The organism is Actinomadura litoris, assembly GCF_009733595.1.
GTDB classification, from domain to species: Bacteria; Actinomycetota; Actinomycetes; order Streptosporangiales; family Streptosporangiaceae; genus Spirillospora; species Spirillospora litoris.
This window is the reverse complement of sequence record NZ_WOFH01000009.1, coordinates 266835-287130: the sequence shown is the minus strand read 5'-3', so window position 1 is coordinate 287130 and position 20296 is coordinate 266835. Positions and strand designations below refer to the sequence as shown.

The window sequence follows — 20296 nt, the reverse complement described above, 5'->3', positions numbered from 1 at the left end:
CGACGGCGGATGGGTGGGTTTCCGGCCTTGTGCACAACGACCAGACTGCCCGGCGGAGGGCACGCTGGGCAACTCGGACGTGTTTGTGGTGAAGCCTTTCAGCGGTGGACGTAGGGATCGGGCGCCCTCGGATCCACCTTGACGACGACCGTGTGCGCGACCTTGCAGTGCAGCGCCTGCTTGCGCGGGTCCCACAGGATCCACGCGACGTTGATCAGCCCGATGCAGCCGCAGATCCCGCCGAGCACGGCGTAGAACGCCGAGCGCCCGGCGGCCCGCCCGCTGCCGATCGCGCCCCCGTCCTCCTCCCGGACGACGCGGATCCGCAGCAGCTTCTTGCCGAGCGTCTGCCCCGACTGGGCGTGCATCAGCCAGTAGTAGAGGAACCCGAGGACGATCCCGAACACGTTGGACGCGGCCCGGCCGCCGCCGTAGAAGGAGTCGCCGTCGTCGGGGTGGAAAACGCGGTCCCAGTCGATGAACGGCAGCGAGATCAGCGTCGTCACGATGCCGAGGATGATCCCGTCCACGATGGCGGCCCCCAGCCGCGCCCACCGGCTCGCCAGGCCCGCCGCGGGGTCGACGTACGCCTCGCCCCCGCCCCCGTACCCGGGCAGCCCGCCGTAGGGCTGCTGCTGCCCGTACCCGGGCTGCTCTCCGTAGCCCGGCTGCTCTCCGTATCCGGGTTGCTGGCCGTATCCGGGTTGCTGGCCGTAGCCCGGCTGCTGTTGCCCGTAGCCCGGTTGCTGGCCGTACCCGGGCTGCTGGCCGTAGCCGGGCTGCTCCCCGTATCCGGGTTGCCGCTGCCCGTACGGCTGCTCGGAGTAGGGCTGCTCGGGGTAGGGCTGCCGGCCGTGGTCCGGCTGCTCCCCGTAGCCGGGCTCCTCGCCGGGCGGCCGCCCGTAGCCGGGCTGCTCGCCGCCGAGGGGAGGCCCTTCGTACGGGCCGGGGCGCTCGGGCTGGTCGTCGGGTTCCTGCGGCGGTTGGCGGCCGTGGTCCGGCTCATCCCCGGGCGCGGGGTCGTTCGGCGGTTGCGTCATGCCGTCAAGGTGGGCTCGGGCGCCGCCGAGCAAACCTCGCCGCGCCCGGGGCGCCGCAATGTTTACCCGTGGATGATCAAAGGTTGCCGGGATCGCCCGGAACGCGGGCCTTGGCGTACGGGTTGGGCGCCCACTGAGCCGCCTTCACCACCACCGTCTTGGCCACCTTGTCGTGGAGGCCCTGCCGCTGCGGGTCCCAGAGGATCCAGGCGTTGTCGAGCAGCCCGAGGATGCCCAGCAGGTTCCCCACCGGGCCGAGCAGGCTGAGGACGGCCGAGCCGATGGTCAGCAGGTACACGAACCCCTGCCGCAGCGCCGCCTGGCCCCAGCTCACCGGGCCGTGGTCGGACGCGCGGACCACCCGGACGCCCGCCGCCCGCTTCCCGACCGTCTGCCCCCATTTGGCGTGCTGGACCGTGTAGTAGGCGAACCCCAGCACGAGGATGCACGCGTACCCGATGAGGAGGCGCGGGATGTCGTACATGTCGGCCGCCTCCAGGGTCTCGCCGGAGTCCGCCGCGTCCTGGAACCGGTCCCAGCGGATCGCCGGGAGGAGGAACGGGACCGACACCACGCCGACGATGAGCCAGTCCAGCAGCCCCGCGCCGAGCCGCGCGCCGCGTCCGGCGATCGGGCCTCCCCCGGGAGGCCCGTAGGGCTGCTGCCCGTACGGCTGCTGGGGATAGGGCTGTTGCGGGTAGGGCTGTTGCGGGTAGGGCTGCTGGCCGTAGGGCTGCTGGGGGTGCGCCTGCTGCGGATAGGCGGGCAGCGGCTGCGCCTGGCCGCTGCCGTAGTGCCCCTGGTAGGGCGGAGGGCGGTCGTCGGGCGCGGGTGCGGGCGCGGGCTCGGCCTGCGGCGCGGCATCGCTCTGCGGCGTCTCGTCCTGTTTCGGCGGTTCGTCAGGGGGATGCCAGCCTTGTGGCTGCTCGGGCGGTTGGCTCATGGGCACACAGTGTGCCCGCCCTGGAGGGGGATTGGTCCCGTGCATACCGCCCCGAATCGCCGTCCGGCCCCGGACGCGGGGCGTCCGGGGCCGGATCCCCCGATCGGCGAGGGGACGAAGATCACAGGTTCCCGCGACGCTCCTGCTCCCGCTCGATCGCCTCGAACAGCGCCTTGAAGTTCCCCTTGCCGAACCCGAGCGACCCGTGCCGCTCGATCAGCTCGAAGAACACCGTCGGCCTGTCCTGGACGGGCTTGGTGAAGATCTGCAACAGGTAGCCGTCCTCGTCGCGGTCCACCTGGATGCGGCGCTTCTGCAGCTCCTCGATCGGCACCCGCACCTCACCGATGCGCGCGCGCAGCTCCGGGTCCTCGTAGTAGGAGTCGGGGCACTGGAGGAACTCCACGCCCGCCGCCCGCATCTGGTCCACCGAGGACAGGATGTCGTTGGTCGCCAGCGCGATGTGCTGCACGCCGGGGCCGCCGTAGAACTCCAGGTACTCGTCGATCTGGGACTTGCGCTTGCCCTCGGCGGGCTCGTTCAGCGGGAACTTCACCTTGCGGGTGCCGTCCGCGACGACCTTGGACATCAGCGCCGAGTACTCGGTGGCGATGTCGGCGCCGACGAACTCGGCCATGTCCGTGAAGTTCATGACACGGTGGTAGTAGTCCGCCCACTCGTCCATGCGCTCGACGTTGCCGACGCAGTGGTCGATCGCCTGGAAGAACCGCTTCTCCGGCGGCGCGACGATCGGGTCCGCCGCCTCGAACCCGGGCAGGTACGGCCCGTCGTACAGCGAGCGGTCGACCAGCGAGTGCCGCGTCTCGCCGTAGGTGGAGATCGCCGCGATCGTCACCTTGCCGTGCTCGTCCTCCAGGACGTGCGGCTCCTCCAGGCCCGTCGCGCCCTTCGCGACGGCGTGCCGGTAGGCCGCCTCGACGTCGGGGACCTCGATCGCGAGGTCCACCACGCCGTCGCCGTGCGCGGCGACGTGGCGCCCGATCTCCGTGCCCGCCTTCGTCGGGCCCCGGAAGACGAACCGGGCCCCGCCCGACTGGAGTACGTGCACGGCCTCCTCGCGCAGGCCGTTCTCGGGGCCGCGGTAGGCGACCCTGCGCATCCCGAACGCGGTCGAGTAGTAGTGCGCCGCCTGGTGCGCGTTGCCGACCGCGAAGACGACGGCGTCCATGCCCTTGACCGGAAACTCATCCATGCCATCCAATTTCGTTGGACGACTACAAGCTGCGCAAGAGTCGTCCAAAACACTGGTCAGTTTGTACAGTGAACATGGGGCCTGACCGGGCTTCCTGTACATGGTGACCATCGCTGGAGGCGCGATGTCGATCGACGAGTTGGACGGCAGGCTGATCGAGATGTTCGCCGCCGAGCCGCGCGTGGGCGTGCTGGAGGCGTCGCGGCGGCTCAAGGTGGCGCGCGGCACCGTCCAGGCGCGGCTGGACCGGCTGGCCCGCGACGGCGTGACGCGCGGCTTCGGCCCCGACATCGACCCGGCGGCGATCGGCTACGGGGTGACGGCGTTCGTGACCCTGCAACTGCGGCAGGCGGGCGGGCACGACCCGGTGGCCGCGCGGCTCGCGCAGGTGCCCGAGGTGATCGAGGCGCACACGATCACCGGCCCCGGCGACATGCTCTGCCGGATCGTCGCGCGCAGCAACACCGACCTGCAGCGGGTCATCGACGTGATCGTGGACGTGGCGGGCGTGGAACGCGCGTCCTCGGTGATCTCCCTGGCCGAGCAGGTCCCCTACCGCACGCTCCCGCTGGTGCGGGCCGTGGCCCGGAGCGGTGCCTGAACACCGTGCCCTTGGCGTCGGGTCCGGGGGACCCGCCGCCAAGGGCGGCGACGGCTACGCCCCCACGTAGGGGGTCGCGTCGAGGATCTCCACGGTCATGCTGCGGCCGTTGGGAAGCGAGTAGGTGGCCTTGACGCCGACCTTCTTGCCGTTGATGGCGGCGCCGAGCGGGGACTTCGGGGAGTAGACGTCGATCGGGGCGCCGCTCTCCTCGCGGGAGGCGAGCAGGAACGTGACCTCCTCGTCGTCGCCCTCGAAGGCGACCGTGACGGTCATCCCGGGCCCGACGACGCCCTCCGTGCGGGGGGCCTCGCCGACGCGGGCGTTCTCCAGGATCCCCTGGAGTTGGAGGATGCGCCCCTCGATCTTGCCCTGCTCCTCCTTGGCCGCGTGGTAGCCGCCGTTCTCGCGCAGGTCGCCCTCCTCCCGCGCCGCCTCGATCTTCTGTGCGATCTCGATGCGGCCCGGGCCCGACAGGTGGTCCAGCTCAGCCTTGAGCCGGTCGTACGCCTCCTGGGTCAGCCAGGTGACGTTGTCAGCGCGGGTCTCGGTCACGGGTACTCCTCATCCACATGTTGCGATCCTCGCTCGTCCCGCCGGGGAGAGCGCCACATCGACATGAAGTGCGGCCGGGTGAAACCTCTAGCCTATCCGGTGTGTGCGGGTAAAGGTTCCCTGAACTCGGCGTCTGCAACCGGGCAAACACAGGTCGGCGTCCCGGCGGTGAGGCGTGTCGTGAGCCGTGGCTAGCGGTGTGGTGGGCGGTTCAGGCCTTGCGGCATTCCTTGACCCGCGCGCCGGTCGCGCGGCGGGGGGTGCGCAGGGTGTCGGAGCGGGTCGCCCCGGACGTCCCGGCCGGGACCGTGACCGCCTTCTCCGCCAGCACCACGAAGTTCACGTCGTAGGCGTCGATCTTGCAGTGCACCTCGTCCCCCTTCGGCTTGGCGACCGAGTAGCTGATCTCGACCGTGGTGTCGTCGCGGACGTCGTAGGTGATCGTCTGCGGGACGATGCCGGGGGTCTGCCCGGTGTGGGCGGCCAGGATGCCGAAACCGCCCGCCGTCACCGCCGCCAGGACGCCGATGAGCACCAGGCCGAGGCGGCCCCGCTTCGGCTCCGCGGACGCCGGGGCGTCGGACACGCTCGTGGTCATGGCGGGAATCTCCGTGGCGGCCGTGGACGTTGTCAGGGACAATTCTCGTCTGCCGCGGCGCGTGCTCCGAACCGGGGGTCCGCCCGGCCCTGTATGTCCCAGTTCGCGGAGAGGGAGATCCCCAGGTGTCCGAGGTCATCGACGGTACGACGCTGGAACGGCCGGGCGGGGGCGCGGAGGCGCTGCGCCTGATGGCGGTGCACGCCCACCCGGACGACGAGTCCAGCAAGGGCGCGGCGACGATGGCGAGGTACGTCGCGGACGGCGTCGAGGTGATGGTGGTGACCTGCACCGGCGGGGAGCGCGGCGACATCCTGAACCCCGCGATGGACCGTCCCGAGGTGAAGGCCGACATCGGCAAGGTCCGCGAGGCGGAGATGGCGCGGGCGCGGGAGATCCTCGGCGTCCAGCAGCGCTGGCTGGGGTTCGTCGACTCCGGCTTCCCCGAGGGCGACCCGCTGCCGCCGCTGCCGGAGGGCTGTTTCGCGCTGGAGCCGCTGGAGACCGCGGCCGAGCCGCTGGTGCGCGCCGTCCGCGAGTTCCGCCCGCACGTGATGCTGACCTACGACGAGCGCGGCGGATACCCGCACCCCGACCACGTGAAGTGCCACGAGGTGTCGGTGGAGGCGTTCGACGCGGCGGGCGACCCGGAGCGCTACCCCGACGCGGGCGAGCCCTGGACGCCGCTCAAGCTCTACTACCACATGACCTTCACCAAGGAGCGGGTCGTCACGCTGCACGAGGCGATGCTGAGGGCCGGCCTGGAGTCGCCCTACCACGACTGGTTGAAGCGCTTCGAGGAGGACACCGAGCCCGCCCGCTGGGCCGTGACCACGAAGGTCCCCTGCGCCGACCACTTCGAGACCCGCGACCGGGCCCTGCTCGCCCACGCCACCCAGATCGACCCGAACGGCTTCTGGTTCGTCGTCCCGATGGACGTCCAGCGCGAGGCGTGGCCGACGGAGGACTACCATTTGGCCAGGTCCCTGGTCGACACCGAGCTGCCGGAGGACGATCTGTTCGCCGGCATCCGGGAGAAGGTGTCCTTGCAGTGCTACCACTAGCGATCCCCCTCAACGACGACACGGTCAGCCCCGGCTTCCTCGGCTTCGGGGTGTTCCTGGCGCTCGCGGTCGCCACGGTGTTCCTCGTCCGCTCGATGAACAAGCAGATGAAGAAGATCCAGGCGCCCCGCGAGGCCGACCTCAAGCAGCAGGAATGGGAGCGAGCCCAGGCCGCGAGGGCCGCCGCCGCCGACAAGCCGGCCGACGACGCCTGAGGCGTCCGCCGGGTTGGGGCGCGTCCGGTCGGGGAGGACCCCCGGTGTGCGCGCGAGGTTCGAGGCCGCCTACCGGGAGCTGCCCCCGGAGGCCGCCCGGCTGCTGAGGCTGCTCGGCCTGCACCCGGCCGAGGACGTGGAGCCCCGGGCGGCGGCCGTCCTGGCCGACCTGCCCGAGGACGAGGCGCGCGGCCTGCTGGCGACGCTGGCCGGCCGCGGGCTGCTGACCGACGCGGGCGGCGGCCGGTTCGCGCTGCCGGGCCCGCCGCACGACCACGCGCGGGAGCTCGCCGAGCGGGACGAGCCGGAGCCGGAGCGGGAGGCGGCGCTCCGCCGCGTCCTCGACCACTGCCTCGCCGCCGGCGACCCGGCCGCCGAGGGCCTGGCCCTGCTCGAACGGGGACGCTGGACGGAGGCGGCCCGCGCCCTGGAGGACGCCCTCCGCCGCGCCGAGCGCGACGGGGACGCCCGCGACGTGCTGATGGCGCGCCTCCACCTCGGGCGCGCGCTCGCGGCGGCGGGCGCGCCCGAGCGGGCGCTGGACCTGCTCGGCCCGCTGCCGGACGCGTTCGCCGCGCCGCCCGACCCCGACGGCTACCACCGGGCCCTGGCGCTGACCGGCCTCGGACAGGCGTACCTGGGGATGCGCCGTCCCGTCACCGCGCTCAACCTCTTCGGCCAGGCGCTGGAGATCATGCGGGCGGCGGAGGCCGTCGAGCGGCAGGCCGACCTGTTCGTGCACCTCGCCGACGCCTCCCACCTGCGCGGCGACACCCCCGCCGAGGGCGCGGCGCTGGACCGCGCGGCGGAGCTGTACGCCTCGGTCCCGAGCTCGCGGGGGCGGGCCGTGGCGGACCGCCGCGCCGCGCCGGGCCCCTGACCGCGACGAATTCAGGCGCTCGCGGAGCCGCCCGCCCGGCACGATGGGGGGATGTCGGCTCGTGATCTCATCGTCCTCGGCTCCGCGAGCGCGGTGCCCACCAAGTCCCGCAACCACAACGGCTACCTCCTGCGCTGGGACGGGCACGGCCTCCTGTTCGACCCGGGCGAGGGCACGCAGCGGCAGATGGCGCATGCCGGGGTGTCGGCGCACGACGTCACCTGGATCTGCGTGACGCACTTCCACGGCGACCACTGCCTGGGCGTCCCCGGGATCGTCCAGCGCGTCGCCCGCGACGGCGTCGAGCACCCGGTGGACGCGGCGTTCCCCGCCGGCGGCCTGCGCTTCTGGGAGCGGCTGCGGCACGCGTCCGCGTTCCGCGACACCGACGTGATCCGCGAGCACCCGGTGTCCGGCGACCGGGCGACGCTGGCCGAGGAGCCGTTCACGCTGGTCGCCCGGCGCCTGTCGCATCCCGTCGAGGCGTACGGGTACCGGCTGGAGGAGCCCGACGGCGTGACGATGCTGCCCGACGCGCTCGCCGAGCGGGGGGTGCGCGGGCCGCTCGTCCGGCGCCTCCAGAAGGAGGGGCGGGTCGAGGCCGGCGGGCGGACGGTCACGCTGGAGGAGTGCAGCGTCCGCCGTCCGGGCCAGAAGGTCGCGTTCGTCATGGACACCCGCGTGTGCGAGGGGGCGCGGGAGTTGGCGGACGGCGTCGACATGCTGGTCATCGAGTCCACGTTCCTGCACGAGGACGAGGCGCTCGCGACCGAGTACGGGCACCTGACCTCGACCCAGGCGGCGGCGATCGCGGCGGGCGCGGGGGTGCGGCACCTCGTCCTCACCCATTTCTCGGAACGCTACAAGGGCGATGACGAGCGCCGGTTCCTGGACGAGGCGTCCCGCGTCTTCGGGGGCGAGATCACCCTCGTCCACGACCTGGACCGCGTGCCCATGCCGCCGCGCCGCGTGACTACGGGCGACTTCCTGGGCAGGAGTGGGGCATGACCCAAGAAGTGGACATCGTCGTCATCGGGCTCGGGCCCGGCGGAGAGGACGCGGCGGGCCGGCTCGCCGAGGCCGGGCTCGCGGTGGTGGGGGTGGAGTCGCGGCTGGTCGGCGGCGAGTGCCCCTACTACGCGTGCGTCCCGACCAAGATGATGGTGCGCGCCGCCGGGCTGCTCGCCGAGGGGCGCCGCGTCCCCGGCATGGCGGGCGCGGCCACCCTCACCCCGGACTGGGCGCCGGTCGCCGCGCGGATCCGGGAGGAGGCCACCGACTCCTGGGACGACACCGCCGCCGCCGACCGCCTTACCGGCAAGGGCGTGACGCTCCTGCGGGGCCAGGGCCGCATCACCGGCCCCGGCGAGGTGACGGTCGAGGGCCGGGTCGTCCGAGCCCGGCGCGGCATCGTCCTCAACACCGGCACGTCCCCGACCGCGCCCCCGATCGACGGGCTGGCCGGCCTCCCGTACTGGACGAACCGCGAGGCCGTCCAGACCGAGGAGGTGCCCGGCTCGCTGCTCGTCCTCGGCGGGGGCGTCGTCGGCGCGGAGATGGCGCAGGTGTTCTCCCGCTTCGGCAGCCGCGTCACCGTGGTCGAGGCCGGAGCCCGCCTCCTGGCGAACGAGGAGCCCGAGTCCAGCGACCTCCTCCGCGAGGTCTTCGAGCGCGAGGGCATCGGCGTCCGCACCGGTGTGAAGGTGACCGGCGCGTCGCAGGACGCCGAGGGCCTCACGCTCCACCTCGGGGACGAGCGCCTCACCGCCGACCGCCTGCTCGTCGCCACCGGCCGCCGCCCCAACCTGAAGGGCCTCGGCCTCGGCGCCGTCGGCCTGGACGAAGGCGCCCGCGCGATCCCGGTGGACGGCGCCATGCGCGCCGCCGACGGCGTCTGGGCGATCGGCGACATCACGGGCAAGGGCGCCTTCACCCACGTCTCGATGTACCAGGCGAACATCGCCGTCCGCGACATCCTCGGCGAGCGGGGCGCGGCCGCGGACTACCGGGCCGTCCCGCGCGTGACGTTCACCGACCCCGAGATCGCGTCCGTCGGCCTCACCGAGGCGCAGGCCCGGGAGCAGGACCTGACCGTCCGCACGGGGACGGCGCAGATCCCCGAGTCCACCCGCGGCTGGATCCACAAGGTCGGCAACGACGGCTTCGTCAAGCTGGTCGAGGACGCCGACCGGGGCGTCCTCGTAGGCGCCACGGTGGCGGGCCCGTCCGGCGGCGAGATCCTCGGCGCGCTGGCCGTGGCCGTCCACACCGGCGCCCCCACCGCCGCGCTCCGCGAGATGATCTACGCCTATCCCACCTTCCACCGCGCGATCCAGACCGCCCTGGCCCCCCTCGCCCCGTGACCGCGCGCCGCGATCGGGCAGGATCGGAGGCATGAACCGGCTCAAGGACGCGACCAGCCCGTACCTGCTGCAGCACGCCGGCAACCCGGTGGACTGGTGGGAGTGGGGCGAGGAGGCGTTCGCCGAGGCCCGGCGGCGCGACGTCCCGGTGCTGCTGTCGGTGGGCTACGCCGCGTGCCACTGGTGTCACGTGATGGCCCACCAGTCCTTCGAGGACGGTGGGACCGCCCGGATCATGAACGAGCTGTTCGTGAACATCAAGGTCGACCGGGAGGAGCGGCCGGACATCGACGCCGTCTACATGGAGGCCACCCAGGCCATGACCGGCCAGGGCGGCTGGCCGATGACGGTGTTCATGACCCCGGAGGGGCATCCGTTCTACTGCGGGACCTACTTTCCGCGCGCCCAGTTCCGGGCGCTGCTCCAGGCCGTCGACAAGGCGTGGACGGAACGGCGCGAGGACGTCGTCGGGCAGGGGCGGCAGGTCGTCTCCGCGCTGACCGCGCGGGGGAGCGGGCTCGCCGGCGAGGCGGTGCCGGAGGAGGAGCGGCTCGCGCACGCGGTGCGGGTGCTCGCGGAGTCCTTCGACGCGGCGCGCGGCGGGTTCGGCGGGGCGCCCAAGTTCCCGCCGTCGATGGCGCTGGAGTTCCTGCTGCGCCACCACGCGCGGACGGGCGACGGCGGCGCGCTCGCGATGGCCGCGCGCACCCTGGAGGCGATGGCCAGGGGCGGGCTCTACGACCAGCTCGGCGGGGGGTTCGCGCGGTACTCGGTGGACGCGGAGTGGGTCGTCCCGCACTTCGAGAAGATGCTCTACGACAACGCGCTGCTGGCGCGGGTCTACGCGCACTGGTGGCGGCTGGCCGGCTCGCCGTTCGCGAAGCGGGTCGCGCTGGAGACGTGCGACTGGATGCTGCGCGACCTCCGCACGGACGACGGCGGGCTCGCCTCGGCGCTGGACGCCGACAGCGAGGGCGAGGAGGGGAAGTACTACGTCTGGACTCCGGCGCAGTTGCGCGAGGTCCTCGGGGAGGACGACGGCGCGTACGCGGCGGGCCTGTTCGAGGTGACGGGGACGTTCGAGCACGGGACGTCCGTCCTGCAGCTTCTCAGCGACCCGGAGGACCCCGAGCGGTACGAGCGCGTGCGGACGGCCCTGCTGTCGGCGCGCGCCCACCGGGTGCCTCCCGCGCGGGACGACAAGGTCGTCGCCGCCTGGAACGGGCTCGCGGTCGCGGCGCTGGCCGAGTGCGGCGCGCTGTTCGACCGTCCCGACCTGGTGCGGGCGGCGGAGGAGGTCGCCCGGCTCCTCGACGACGTGCACATGCGTGACGGGCGGTTGGTCCGCACGTCGCGCGACGGGGTCGCCGGGGCGAATTCCGGCGTCCTGGAGGACTACGCGGACGTGGCCGAGGGGTTGCTGGCCCTGCACGCGGTCACCGGGGACGCGGCGCACGTGCGGCGCGCGGGTGGCCTGCTCGATACCGTCCTGGAAAGGTTCGGTGACGGTTCCGGCGGCTTCTACGACACCGCCGACGACGCCGAGCGGCTGTTCCGGCGGCCGCAGGACCCGACCGACAACGCGACGCCCTCGGGGCAGTTCGCGGCGGCGGGGGCGCTGCTGTCGCTCGCGGCGCTGACGGGGTCGGAGCGGCACCGCGAGGCCGCGGTCGCCGCGCTCGGGCCGGTCGGGCCGCTGGCCGGGGAGCACGCGCGGTTCGCGGGCTGGGGGCTGGCGGTCGCGGAGGCGCTGGTCACGGGACCGGCGGAGATCGCCGTCGTCGGCGCGCGCGACGACGCGCGCACGCGTGACCTGCACCGGGCCGCGCTGCTGGCGGTCGCGCCGGGCGCCGTGGTGAGCGTCGGCGAGCCGGGCGCGGGGGACGTGCCGCTGCTGGAGGGACGGGGGCTCGTGGACGGTGCCCCGGCGGCGTACGTGTGCCGCGGGTTCACCTGCCGGCTGCCCGTGACGGCCCCCGCGGACCTGAACCGCGAACTACGTGGGTTGTTGGATTAATTGTCCATTTTGTGGCACCGTGACCTTGGTCTCACCCAGACCGGGAAACGGCGGGGACGCGGCTGACCAATGGGGCGGGGACGGGGATACCCGGCGACGCGTGGGGTATCTGGACGTCGGTCGCTCCGCTGGGCCATAGTCGTGGAGCCGGGCCGTAGCCGTTCAACCGGGGCCGTCGCCGTGCGTGCCGCCGTGGTAGAACGGGCATCGACCAACGAGGGAGCGTCGCTGTGCGAAAGCCGAACCGCCGGGTCCTGCCCACGCTCGTCGGCGTTTCCGTACTCACCACTCTCAGCGTGAACGGCGCCGTGCTGGTCGTGCGCGACGGCGATGGCGGCTCGCCGCTGCGGGGCGACCAGCGGGCCCAGTTCGTCGCCGCGTCGGCCTCGCTCTCCTCCCGGGCCGTGGCGCCGCTGTCCAAGCGGCTCACCCCGCACGTGCTGGTCGCCGCCCCGTCCACGCTCCCGGCCGAGGTGGTCGACAAGGTCCGCGCGGAGAAGGGCGTCCAGGGCGTCGAGGTCGTGGACGCGGTGCAGGGCATGGTCGCGGGCAAGCGGGTCGGGCTGCTCGGCGTCGAGCCGTCCACGTTCCGCAACTACACGCCGAAGCCGACCGCGCAGTCCGACGGGCTGTGGCGGAACGTGGCCGCGGGCGACGTCGCGATCTCCTTCACGATGGGCAACGACGGCGGCGTCCGGCTCGGCAGCCAGGTTCCCGCCGGGGGCCGCCAACACCCGGCGCAGCTGCGCGTCGGCGCGTACGCGACGATGGGCATCAGCGACGTGGACGCCGTGGTCTCGCACACCACCGCGCAGTCGCTCGGCATGCCGACCGGCAACGCGATGCTGATCAGCGTCCCCAAGGGCAAGCCCGCCGCCTTCATCAAGCGGCTGAAGAAGGTGCTGCCCAAGGACGCCAGGGCCGTCGAGATCAACCCCGAGATCGACTACCCGAAGGCGGGCGGCGACGAGGACGTGCCGACCGCGCGCGGCCAGGTCATGACCGCGAGCCAGGTCCGCACCGTCATCCGCGCCGCCTACACGCGGATCGGCTGGCCGTACGTGTGGGGCGGCGAGTCCGAGGCCGAGGGCGGCTACGACTGCTCGGGCCTGATGCAGTACGCCTTCGCCCGCGCCGGGATCAAGCTGCCCCGCGTGGCCGCCGACCAGGCGCGCGCGGGATGGGTCATCCCCTACGCCAAGGCCCAGCCGGGCGACATGCTGATCTGGGCCAACGACCCGACCGCGCCCGGCTACATCTCCCACATCGCCCTCTACCTCGGCGAGGGCAAGATGCTCGCCGCGCCGAGGACGGGCCTGCGCGTCCAGGTCCAGGACGTCTACACCCGCAACATGCGCGGCGCCGTCAGGGTCAGCCCGAAGACGGTCGCCGGCCTCTCCGGCTGACCCCCGCCGCCTCCGCAGCACCTCTCCGGCCCACGGTCGACTCCAATCGTCCGCGGGCCCTGCCGCTTGTGCCGATGGCGATGTAATGTTGATTACATGACTACCAACGAATCAGCGGAGCAGTTGCGGGGCTGGTTCTCCGGACGGCTCCCCGAGGGCTGGTTCGAAGGGCCGCTGGAGGTCGTGCTCGACCGCGAGGAGGTCAGCGTCGTCGGCCGCCTCCCCGAGCCCGACGGCGCGGCCGAGGTCTCGCAGACCGAGCGGGCCGCGATGTTCGCCGGGCACATCCAGCGCTTCCGCGAGGACACCCGCGACAAGCGCATCGCGATCGCCCGCGAGGCCGAGCACCGCTTCGGCCACAAGGTCTCCTGGGGCGCCGACTGCGGCGACCAGCGGGAGATGTTCACGACGCTGTCGGTGCCGGTCATGACCCGGCTGCGGCAGCCTGAGCGCCGCGTCCTGGACACGCTCGTGGACGCCGGTGTGGCGCGCAGCCGCAGCGACGCCCTCGCCTGGTGCGTGCGCCTGGTGGGCAAGAACACCGACGAGTGGCTCTCCGAGCTGAGGACGGCTCTCCAGTACGTGGAGCGGGCCCGCGCCGCCGGTCCCCAGCCCTGACCGGCGCCCGACCCCGCGCGGATGCCCGCCAGGCCGGATCCGGCCGCGGGCGTCCCGCAGCGCGTCAGCCTGATATCACCGGAACGGTGGGAGAAGTATCGCCGTCAGGCCATAATTGAGCGGCGTTCGCGCACCAGGGACCGTCGCTCGAAGGGATGCCTGCATGGGGGTTCGGCGTAGCGGGATGTCGCGCGGCGGCGCGCGGAGGGAAGGGGTGCGCCGCAACCCCTCGGACGGCGGCGCCGTCACGTCGGCGATCCGCCGCAGCGGCCCGTACGCGACCGTCCGCGACGCGGTCTACCGGATGTACGAGCGCCGCGTCGAGGCGTCGCTGCCCACCGACGTGACCCCCCGCCACATCGGCGTCATCCTGGACGGCAACCGGCGCTGGGCCCGCTCGATGGGGCTGGCCGACGTCAACACCGGCCACCAGCGCGGCGCGCAGAAGATCTCCGAGCTGCTCCAGTGGAGCACCGAGGCGGGGGTCGAGCACGTCACGCTGTGGCTGCTGTCCACCGACAACCTGACCCGGCCCGCGCGGGAGCTGGACCCGCTCCTGGAGATCATCGAGAACACCGTCCGCAAGCTCGCCGACGACGGCTGGCACGTCAAGCCCGTCGGCGCCCTCGACCTGCTGCCCGATAAGACCGCCCGTGTCCTGAAAGACGCGGGAGAGACCACATCGGACGCACCCGGCCTGATTGTGAACGTCGCGGTTGGGTATGGAGGTAGGCGTGAGATCGCTGATGCGGTGCGCTCTCTGCTCATCGAGCAGGCGAGCCGGGGCACCAGCATCGAGGAACTCGCCGAGGTCCTCGACGTGGAGCACATCGCGGAGCATCTCTACACGCGCGGCCAGCCGGATCCGGACCTGGTCATCCGCACCTCGGGGGAGCAGCGGCTCTCCGGCTTCATGCTGTGGCAGAGCGCCCACTCGGAATTCTACTTCTGCGAGGTCCACTGGCCGGACTTCCGCAAGGTCGACTTCCTGCGGGCCATACGCTCCTACGCCGCGCGGCATCGGCGCTACGGTACCTGACGGTCAGTCACCGGTCACCATCCCAGCACTGATCACCACCCCAGGCCCGTCCCCCATCCGGGGCGCGGGCCGTTCGGGGGTGGACTGGCGCGCCACCGGTAGTTCGCCCCTACTCAGGGAGATCGAGTGGCCACAACCCTCCCGCGCCGTCCCGAGTCCGGGAACCCGTCCGGGACGCCCGTCCCGGACCGGCGCACGTACGTCCTCGACACCAGCGTCCTGCTCGCCGACCCGGGGGCGATGACCCGGTTCGCCGAGCACGAGGTCGTACTCCCCATCGTCGTCATCTCCGAGCTGGAGGCCAAGCGGCACCACCCGGAGCTCGGCTACTTCGCCCGGCAGGCCCTGCGCGTGCTGGACGACCTGCGGCTGGAGCACGGGCGGCTGGACGAGGCGCTCCCGCTCGGCGACCAGGGCGGCACGCTGCGCGTCGAGCTCAACCACATCGACCCGTCGGTCCTGCCGGACGGCTTCCGGCTCGGCGACAACGACACCCGGATCCTGTCCGTCGCGGGCTGGCTGGCCCACGAGGGACGCGACGTCGTGCTGGTCTCCAAGGACCTGCCGATGCGGGTCAAGGCGTCGGCCGTCGGCCTGGCCGCCGAGGAGTACCGGGCCGAGCTGGCCGTGGTCGAGTCCGGCTGGACCGGGATGCGCGAGCTGGAGATCGGCGGCGGCCTGATCGAGGAGCTGTACGAGAGCGGCCGCGCCGAGATCGACGAGGCGCGCGACCTGCCCTGCCACACGGGGCTGCGGCTGCTGTCGGAGCGCGGCTCGGCGCTCGCCCGCACCCAGGCGGACAAGTCGGTGCGGCTGGTGCGCGGCGACCGGGAGGTGTTCGGGCTGCGCGGCCGCTCCGCCGAGCAGCGGATCGCGCTGGACCTGCTGATGGACGAGGACGTCGGCATCGTCTCGCTCGGCGGCCGGGCCGGCACCGGCAAGTCCGCGCTCGCGCTGTGCGCGGGCCTGGAGGCGGTGATGGAGCGGCACCGGCACCGCAAGGTCGTGGTGTTCCGGCCCCTGTACGCGGTCGGCGGGCAGGAGCTCGGCTACCTGCCGGGGTCGGAGAACGAGAAGATGTCGCCCTGGGCGCAGGCCGTCTACGACACGCTGTCGGCGGTGACGACGCCGGAGGTCATCGACGAGGTTTTGGACCGTGGCATGTTGGAGGTCCTGCCGCTCACCCACATCCGGGGCCGCTCGCTGCACGACGCGTTCGTGATCGTGGACGAGGCGCAGTCGCTGGAGCGCGGGGTGCTGCTGACCGTGCTGTCGCGCATCGGCGCGGGCTCGCGGGTCGTGCTCACCCACGACGTGGCGCAGCGCGACAACCTGCGGGTCGGCCGGCACGACGGCGTCGCGGCGGTGGTGGAGAAGCTGAAGGGGCATCCGCTGTTCGCGCACGTGACGCTGACCCGGTCGGAGCGCTCGCCGATCGCGGCGCTGGTGACCGACATGCTCGGCGACGTCGGCGCCTGACGCCCCGCCCGTGTGCCCGGCGGCGCCTCCGCATGGAGGCGCCGCCGGGTCACGGCCGCCGATGATCTACGGACGGTGATCGCCCGCCGCCGCTGCGTTGGCCTGTGAGGAACATCACACCCATGCCGGTGTGAAGGTGGATCCCCAGCTCTCCAGGACGTTTCGGCGCCGTTCACGCCGAGTTGACAACGGTCCCGGCGCTCCCACTTATCTCGTTTCGGTTGCGGAGCAGCCCTCGTGCTCGGGCATTGTGTCCTGTCGTAAGCACCCCCCGAACGGTGCCCGACCGCAGCGCGCCCCCTGAGTCACGCGCGAACGGACACGGCGCCGGTCTCGGCCCGGGGCCGCCGCCAGGCGGCCGGCGGGCCGGGGTGGAAACAGTTCGCGCGCGCGTCCATACGCGTGCGACCGTCGGAAGGGCCGCCTTGTACGGAGACCGCCCCGGGTCCCCTAGGCGAGACGATCGACAGAGCTTCGACCCCCAGCAGCCCCCGGCGGGCGCGCCGCACGAGGACGACGTGCGGGTGGCCGGCTCCCCGGCCGCGCCGAGCGCCCCGGCGGGCGACACGCTCGGCTTCCAGGCCGTCGGCCCCGGCGTCCCCACCGGTCCCACCGGCCCGACCGGTCCGACCGGCCCCGAGGGGGCCGACGAGATCGTCTCCGGCGCGCGGATGCCCGGACCGTCCGGTCCCAAGGGCAGGCGGGGCTCCTCCGGGCGCCCCCGGAAGCCCTCCGAGGGCACCGGCCGCCGCAACGGCGTGCGGATCGCGGCGGTCGTCGCGGGCGCCGCGGTCGTGGTCGGCGGCGGCGCGGTCGCCGCGCTCGCGCTGACCGGCGGCGACGGCGGTACCGCGGACAAGGCCACGGTCGCCTCCACGCCGCTCGCGGACGCGGCGGCCCCCAAGATCGACCCCAAGGTCATGGAGGAGAAGCGGCGCAAGCAGGCGCTCGACCGCGCCTCCCGCGCCGTCCGCGACGAGGACGGCAAGGGCCCCTCCCTCCAGCCCAAGGGCGAGCCGATCCCCACCAAGACGCCCGAGAAGGAGAAGGGCGACGACGGCGGCAACGGCAACGGCAACGGCGGTCCGACCGGCGACCCCGTCCCGGCGGGCGAGGCGCAGGAGCTCGCCAAAGGTCTGATGGGGGGCTACGGCCCCGCGTTCAGGAAGGCCGGCCAGTTCGGCTGCCTGGTGGACCTGTGGAACAAGGAAAGCCACTGGAACACCCACGCGAACAACCCCACCTCCGGCGCGTACGGGATCCCGCAGGCGCTGCCCGGCTCCAAGATGGCCAGCGCCGGGCCCAACTGGCAGAACAACGCCACCACGCAGATCAAGTGGGGCCTCGGCTACATCAAGGGCCGCTACGGCAGCCCGTGCTCGGCCTGGAACCACTCCGAGTCCGTCGGCTGGTACTGATCACAGGTCGTCCGGCGCCCGGAGCGGGCGCCGGACGCCGGCCGTACCACCCGCCGTGTCAGCCGCGTGACGCGTTCGTCATGCGCAGGACGTCGAGCGCCTCGTCCAACTGCTCGACGGTCAGCTTCCCGTCCTCGACGTAGCCGCGCTCCAGCACGACCTCCCGGATCGTCCTGCGCTCGGCGAGCGCCTGCTTGGCGACCTTCGCCGCCTCCTCGTAGCCGATGTAGCGGTTGAGCGGCGTCACGATCGACGGCGACGACTCGGCGTACTCGCGCAGCCGCCCGACGTTCGCCTCGATCCCGTCCACGCAGCGGTCCGCGAGCAGCCGCGACACGCTCGCCAGCAGCGCGACCGACTCCAGCACGTTGCGCGCCAGCATCGGCAGCATCACGTTCAGCTCGAAGCTGCCCGCCGCGCCGCCGAACGCGACCGCCGCGTCGTTGCCGATGACCTGCGCGGCGACCTGCGTGACCGCCTCGGGGATCACCGGGTTCACCTTCCCCGGCATGATCGAGGAGCCGGGCTGCAGGTCGGGCAGCGCGATCTCGGCGAGCCCGGCGCGCGGTCCCGAGCCCATCCAGCGCAGATCGTTGGCGATCTTGTTGAGGCCGACCGCGACCGTGCGGAGCGCGCCGCTCGCCTCCACCAGGCCGTCCCGCGCGCCCTGCGCCTCGAAGTGGTCGCGCGCCTCGGTCAGCGGCAGGCCGGTGACGCGGGCGATCTCGGCGGTGACGCGCCCGCCGAAGCCCTCCGGGGTGTTGATGCCGGTGCCGACCGCCGTGCCGCCGAGCGGCAGCTCCGCGAGCCGCGGCAGGACGGCCTCCAGCCGCTCCACCCCGTACCGCACCTGCGCGGCGTAGCCGCCGAACTCCTGGCCGAGCGTGACGGGCGTCGCGTCCATGAGATGGGTGCGCCCGGACTTCACGACGGTCGCGAACTCCTCGGCCTTGCGGGCGAGCGCCGCCTCCAGGTGCGCCAGCGCGGGCACGAGATCGTTCAGGACGGCCCCGGTGGCCGCGACGTGGATCGAGGACGGGAACACGTCGTTGGACGACTGAGAGGCGTTCACGTGGTCGTTGGGGTGCACGGGACGGCCGAGCCGCTCCTGCGCGAGCGTCGCGACGACCTCGTTGGCGTTCATGTTGGACGAGGTGCCCGACCCGGTCTGGAACACGTCGATGGGGAACTGGTCGTCCCAGCGTCCGGCGGCGACCTCCAGCGCCGCCTCGCGGATCGCCTCCGCCACATCCGCGTCGAGGACGCCCAACTCGGCGTTGACGGCCGCCGCGGCGGCCTTGATCTGGCCGAGCGCGGCGATGTGCGCGGGCTCCAGCGTCCGGCCCGAGATCGGGAAGTTCTCCACCGCGCGCTGGGTCTGGGCGCGCCACTTCGCCGCGGCCGGCACCCGGACCTCGCCCATGGAGTCGTGCTCCACCCGGAACTCCTGCTCGGTCATCTGACAAGCCACCTCCGACACCGACGTCATGTCCTCACCGGTGGCAGCCATGCGCGGGCCCCGCGCATTCCCGGGCCCGCGCGGGTCAGTCGCCGGGCGCGGCCCTGTTCAGGCTGTAGCTTTTCCGCTCGCCGGGCGAACCGAGGGGCTTCTGGCGCCCGTTCACCCAGACGTCGCAGGCGGAGGCGTCGTAGATGACGGCGTTGAGCCGCGGCTGGTCGTACTTGCGGACCTCGCCCTCCACGAGCGTCGCGTCGGTGAGGACGGTGCTCACGCCGCCGGGCACCGACACGAAGATCTTGCAGGTGGCGTTGCGGGCCCGGACCGCGAGCGTGCTGGAGGCGACGCCCGCCGGGACGCCCGGCGCGGGCGGATCGGAGGCGGGCGGGGCGGGGGAGGAGCCGGAGTTCTTCGTCATCCCGACGATGAGCGCGGTGGCGCCGATGCCGCAGGAGGCGACGGTGGCGCCGATCAGCCCGATCACGACCATGACCCGGTAGCGGGGCGTCTCCGCGCGGCGGGCCCGGCGGGGGCCGGTGAGCGCGCGCTCCAGCCGGTCGGCGGCGCGGGCGTGGCTGAGGCGGCGGGTGGGGTTCTTCTCCAGCAGCCCGGTGATGACCGGTGCGAGCGCGCCCGCGTGCTGCGGCGCCGGGATCGACTCGTTCGCGAGCGCGCTGAGCGTCGCCATCACGTTGTGCCGCTCGAAGGGCGGGCGCCCCTCCAGCGCCGCGTACAGGGTCGCGCCGAGGGACCACAGGTCCGAGCGGGGGGTGGCCTTCTCCCCGGCGGCGACCTCCGGCGCCACGTAGGCGGGGGACCCCATGAAGTGCCCCGTCTTGGTCAGGCTGGCCGAGCCCGAGGAGAACGCCAGGCCGAAGTCGGTGAGCACGACCCGGTCTCCGTCCAGCAGCACGTTGCTGGGCTTGAGGTCGCGGTGCACGATCCCGGCCCGGTGCGCGATGTCGAGCGCGTCCAGCAGCGCGCGGCCGATGTGCGCGACGCGGGCGGGCGGGAGCGGTCCCGACCCCTCGATGAGCTGTTCGAGGTTGGGGGCCTCGATCATCTCCATCACGATCCAGGGCCGGCCCTGTTCGATGACGACGTCGTACACCTCGACGATGTTGTGCGTCCGCAGCTGGGCGGGGGCGCGCGCCTCGCGGAGGGTACGGCGGTAGAAGACCACCCGGTCGTCCTCGGAGAGTTCATCGGGGAGCCGCAGCTCCTTGATCGCGACGGCGCGATCGAGGAGTTCGTCATGCCCTCTCCACACGGTGCCGTTGGCACCCTGACCCAGCTCCGAGACCAGCCGGTAGCGCGTCGCGAGCACGAGGCGCTCAGACTGAGACATGGCCGAAAAGATACCGGAGTGGCCGTGCGGTCATCGGTGA

At 73.0% G+C, this 20296-nt stretch carries 19 protein-coding genes; 12 read left to right on the top strand and 7 right to left on the bottom strand.

All coding sequences use genetic code 11. The features are described from left to right. Nucleotides 1-98 precede the first annotated feature (98 nt). The 3 genes from GNZ18_RS25480 to hppD form a co-directional block, all read right to left on the bottom strand. Nucleotides 99-1040, bottom strand: a complete 942-nt coding sequence (locus GNZ18_RS25480) for an RDD family protein (protein ID WP_156219051.1) — start codon at nt 1038-1040, stop codon at nt 99-101. 76 nt (nt 1041-1116) lie between these two features. After that, a complete protein-coding gene (locus GNZ18_RS25475; protein WP_156219050.1) occupies nt 1117-1983 on the bottom strand; it encodes an RDD family protein in 867 nt (288 codons plus the stop codon). A 121-nt stretch (nt 1984-2104) separates the two neighbouring features. Next, complete coding sequence (gene hppD / locus GNZ18_RS25470; protein WP_156219049.1) at nt 2105-3196, bottom strand: 4-hydroxyphenylpyruvate dioxygenase; 1092 nt, start codon at nt 3194-3196, stop codon at nt 2105-2107. A gap of 124 nt (nt 3197-3320) precedes the next feature. Here hppD and GNZ18_RS25465 point away from each other — a divergent pair, with 124 nt between their 5' ends. Further along, on the top strand, nt 3321-3797 hold the full coding sequence (locus tag GNZ18_RS25465) for an Lrp/AsnC family transcriptional regulator (protein ID WP_156219048.1): 477 nt from the start codon (nt 3321-3323) through the stop codon (nt 3795-3797). Between the two features lie 54 nt (nt 3798-3851). On the opposite strand, the gene greA is transcribed toward GNZ18_RS25465, so the two are convergent. Together greA and GNZ18_RS25455 are read right to left on the bottom strand one after the other, a co-directional pair. Further along, nucleotides 3852-4352, bottom strand: coding sequence for a transcription elongation factor GreA (gene greA / locus GNZ18_RS25460; RefSeq protein WP_214620878.1), 501 nt, complete (start codon nt 4350-4352; stop codon nt 3852-3854). Between the two features lie 211 nt (nt 4353-4563). Then, nucleotides 4564-4950 (bottom strand): DUF4307 domain-containing protein, encoded by a 387-nt coding sequence (locus GNZ18_RS25455; protein ID WP_156219047.1) that lies wholly within the window; start codon nt 4948-4950, stop codon nt 4564-4566. 191 nt (nt 4951-5141) lie between these two features. On the opposite strand from GNZ18_RS25455, the gene mca reads away from it, so the two are divergent. The 11 genes from mca to GNZ18_RS41495 all read left to right on the top strand — a co-directional run bounded on the left by mca (nt 5142) and on the right by GNZ18_RS41495 (nt 17449). Then, nucleotides 5142-6014, top strand: coding sequence for a mycothiol conjugate amidase Mca (mca, locus tag GNZ18_RS25450; RefSeq protein ID WP_156219171.1), 873 nt, complete (start codon nt 5142-5144; stop codon nt 6012-6014). Further along, nucleotides 6002-6229, top strand: coding sequence for a hypothetical protein (locus tag GNZ18_RS25445; protein ID WP_216651443.1), 228 nt, complete (start codon nt 6002-6004; stop codon nt 6227-6229). Before mca ends, GNZ18_RS25445 begins: the two co-directional genes overlap by 13 nt. Nucleotides 6230-6275: 46 nt before the next feature. Beyond that, nucleotides 6276-7109 carry a hypothetical protein gene (locus tag GNZ18_RS25440; protein ID WP_156219046.1) on the top strand — a complete coding sequence of 278 codons (834 nt, stop codon included), beginning with the start codon at nt 6276-6278 and terminating at the stop codon, nt 7107-7109. Between the two features lie 51 nt (nt 7110-7160). Further along, on the top strand, nt 7161-8117 hold the full coding sequence (locus GNZ18_RS25435; RefSeq protein WP_156219045.1) for a ribonuclease Z: 957 nt from the start codon (nt 7161-7163) through the stop codon (nt 8115-8117). Beyond that, complete coding sequence (locus GNZ18_RS25430; protein ID WP_156219044.1) at nt 8114-9472, top strand: dihydrolipoyl dehydrogenase family protein; 1359 nt, start codon at nt 8114-8116, stop codon at nt 9470-9472. The genes GNZ18_RS25435 and GNZ18_RS25430 overlap by 4 nt, the downstream gene beginning before the upstream one ends. A 31-nt stretch (nt 9473-9503) precedes the next feature. Beyond that, complete coding sequence (locus GNZ18_RS25425) at nt 9504-11489, top strand: thioredoxin domain-containing protein (RefSeq protein ID WP_156219043.1); 1986 nt, start codon at nt 9504-9506, stop codon at nt 11487-11489. Between the two features lie 230 nt (nt 11490-11719). Then, nucleotides 11720-12895 carry a C40 family peptidase gene (locus tag GNZ18_RS25420; RefSeq protein ID WP_214620884.1) on the top strand — a complete coding sequence of 392 codons (1176 nt, stop codon included), beginning with the start codon at nt 11720-11722 and terminating at the stop codon, nt 12893-12895. A gap of 96 nt (nt 12896-12991) precedes the next feature. After that, entirely contained in the window at nt 12992-13513 is a 522-nt protein-coding gene (gene abmR, locus GNZ18_RS25415) for an ATP-binding transcription factor AbmR (RefSeq protein ID WP_156219042.1), read from the top strand. 163 nt (nt 13514-13676) lie between these two features. Beyond that, complete coding sequence (locus tag GNZ18_RS25410; RefSeq protein ID WP_281378117.1) at nt 13677-14552, top strand: isoprenyl transferase; 876 nt, start codon at nt 13677-13679, stop codon at nt 14550-14552. 126 nt (nt 14553-14678) lie between these two features. Then, nucleotides 14679-16031, top strand: coding sequence for an RNA 5'-3' helicase PhoH2 (phoH2, locus tag GNZ18_RS25405; RefSeq protein ID WP_214620886.1), 1353 nt, complete (start codon nt 14679-14681; stop codon nt 16029-16031). A gap of 524 nt (nt 16032-16555) precedes the next feature. Next, entirely contained in the window at nt 16556-17449 is an 894-nt protein-coding gene (locus GNZ18_RS41495; protein WP_216651442.1) for an aggregation-promoting factor C-terminal-like domain-containing protein, read from the top strand. Nucleotides 17450-17507: 58 nt separating this feature from the next. Here the strand turns inward: GNZ18_RS41495 and GNZ18_RS25395 are convergent, their stop codons facing one another. Further along, nucleotides 17508-18908, bottom strand: a complete 1401-nt coding sequence (locus GNZ18_RS25395) for a class II fumarate hydratase (RefSeq protein WP_156219041.1) — start codon at nt 18906-18908, stop codon at nt 17508-17510. A gap of 85 nt (nt 18909-18993) precedes the next feature. Continuing rightward, on the bottom strand, nt 18994-20256 hold the full coding sequence (locus GNZ18_RS25390) for a serine/threonine-protein kinase (protein ID WP_156219040.1): 1263 nt from the start codon (nt 20254-20256) through the stop codon (nt 18994-18996). Nucleotides 20257-20296 lie beyond the last annotated feature (40 nt).

Bases quoted from the DNA above. Each gene is read 5' to 3' on its own strand.
- GNZ18_RS25475 (WP_156219050.1), bottom strand. From the start codon at position 1,983: ATGAGCCAACCGCCCGAGCAGCCACAAGGCTGGCATCCCCCTGACGAA.
- GNZ18_RS25410 (WP_281378117.1), top strand. From the start codon at position 13,677: ATGGGGGTTCGGCGTAGCGGGATGTCGCGCGGCGGCGCGCGGAGGGAA.
- mca (WP_156219171.1), top strand. From the start codon at position 5,142: ATGGCGGTGCACGCCCACCCGGACGACGAGTCCAGCAAGGGCGCGGCG.
- GNZ18_RS25455 (WP_156219047.1), bottom strand. From the start codon at position 4,950: ATGACCACGAGCGTGTCCGACGCCCCGGCGTCCGCGGAGCCGAAGCGG.
- abmR (WP_156219042.1), top strand. From the start codon at position 12,992: ATGACTACCAACGAATCAGCGGAGCAGTTGCGGGGCTGGTTCTCCGGA.
- hppD (WP_156219049.1), bottom strand. From the start codon at position 3,196: ATGGATGAGTTTCCGGTCAAGGGCATGGACGCCGTCGTCTTCGCGGTC.
- GNZ18_RS25395 (WP_156219041.1), bottom strand. From the start codon at position 18,908: ATGACCGAGCAGGAGTTCCGGGTGGAGCACGACTCCATGGGCGAGGTC.
- GNZ18_RS25430 (WP_156219044.1), top strand. From the start codon at position 8,114: ATGACCCAAGAAGTGGACATCGTCGTCATCGGGCTCGGGCCCGGCGGA.
- GNZ18_RS25390 (WP_156219040.1), bottom strand. From the start codon at position 20,256: ATGTCTCAGTCTGAGCGCCTCGTGCTCGCGACGCGCTACCGGCTGGTC.
- GNZ18_RS25425 (WP_156219043.1), top strand. From the start codon at position 9,504: ATGAACCGGCTCAAGGACGCGACCAGCCCGTACCTGCTGCAGCACGCC.
- GNZ18_RS25465 (WP_156219048.1), top strand. From the start codon at position 3,321: ATGTCGATCGACGAGTTGGACGGCAGGCTGATCGAGATGTTCGCCGCC.
- GNZ18_RS25480 (WP_156219051.1), bottom strand. From the start codon at position 1,040: ATGACGCAACCGCCGAACGACCCCGCGCCCGGGGATGAGCCGGACCAC.
- GNZ18_RS25435 (WP_156219045.1), top strand. From the start codon at position 7,161: ATGTCGGCTCGTGATCTCATCGTCCTCGGCTCCGCGAGCGCGGTGCCC.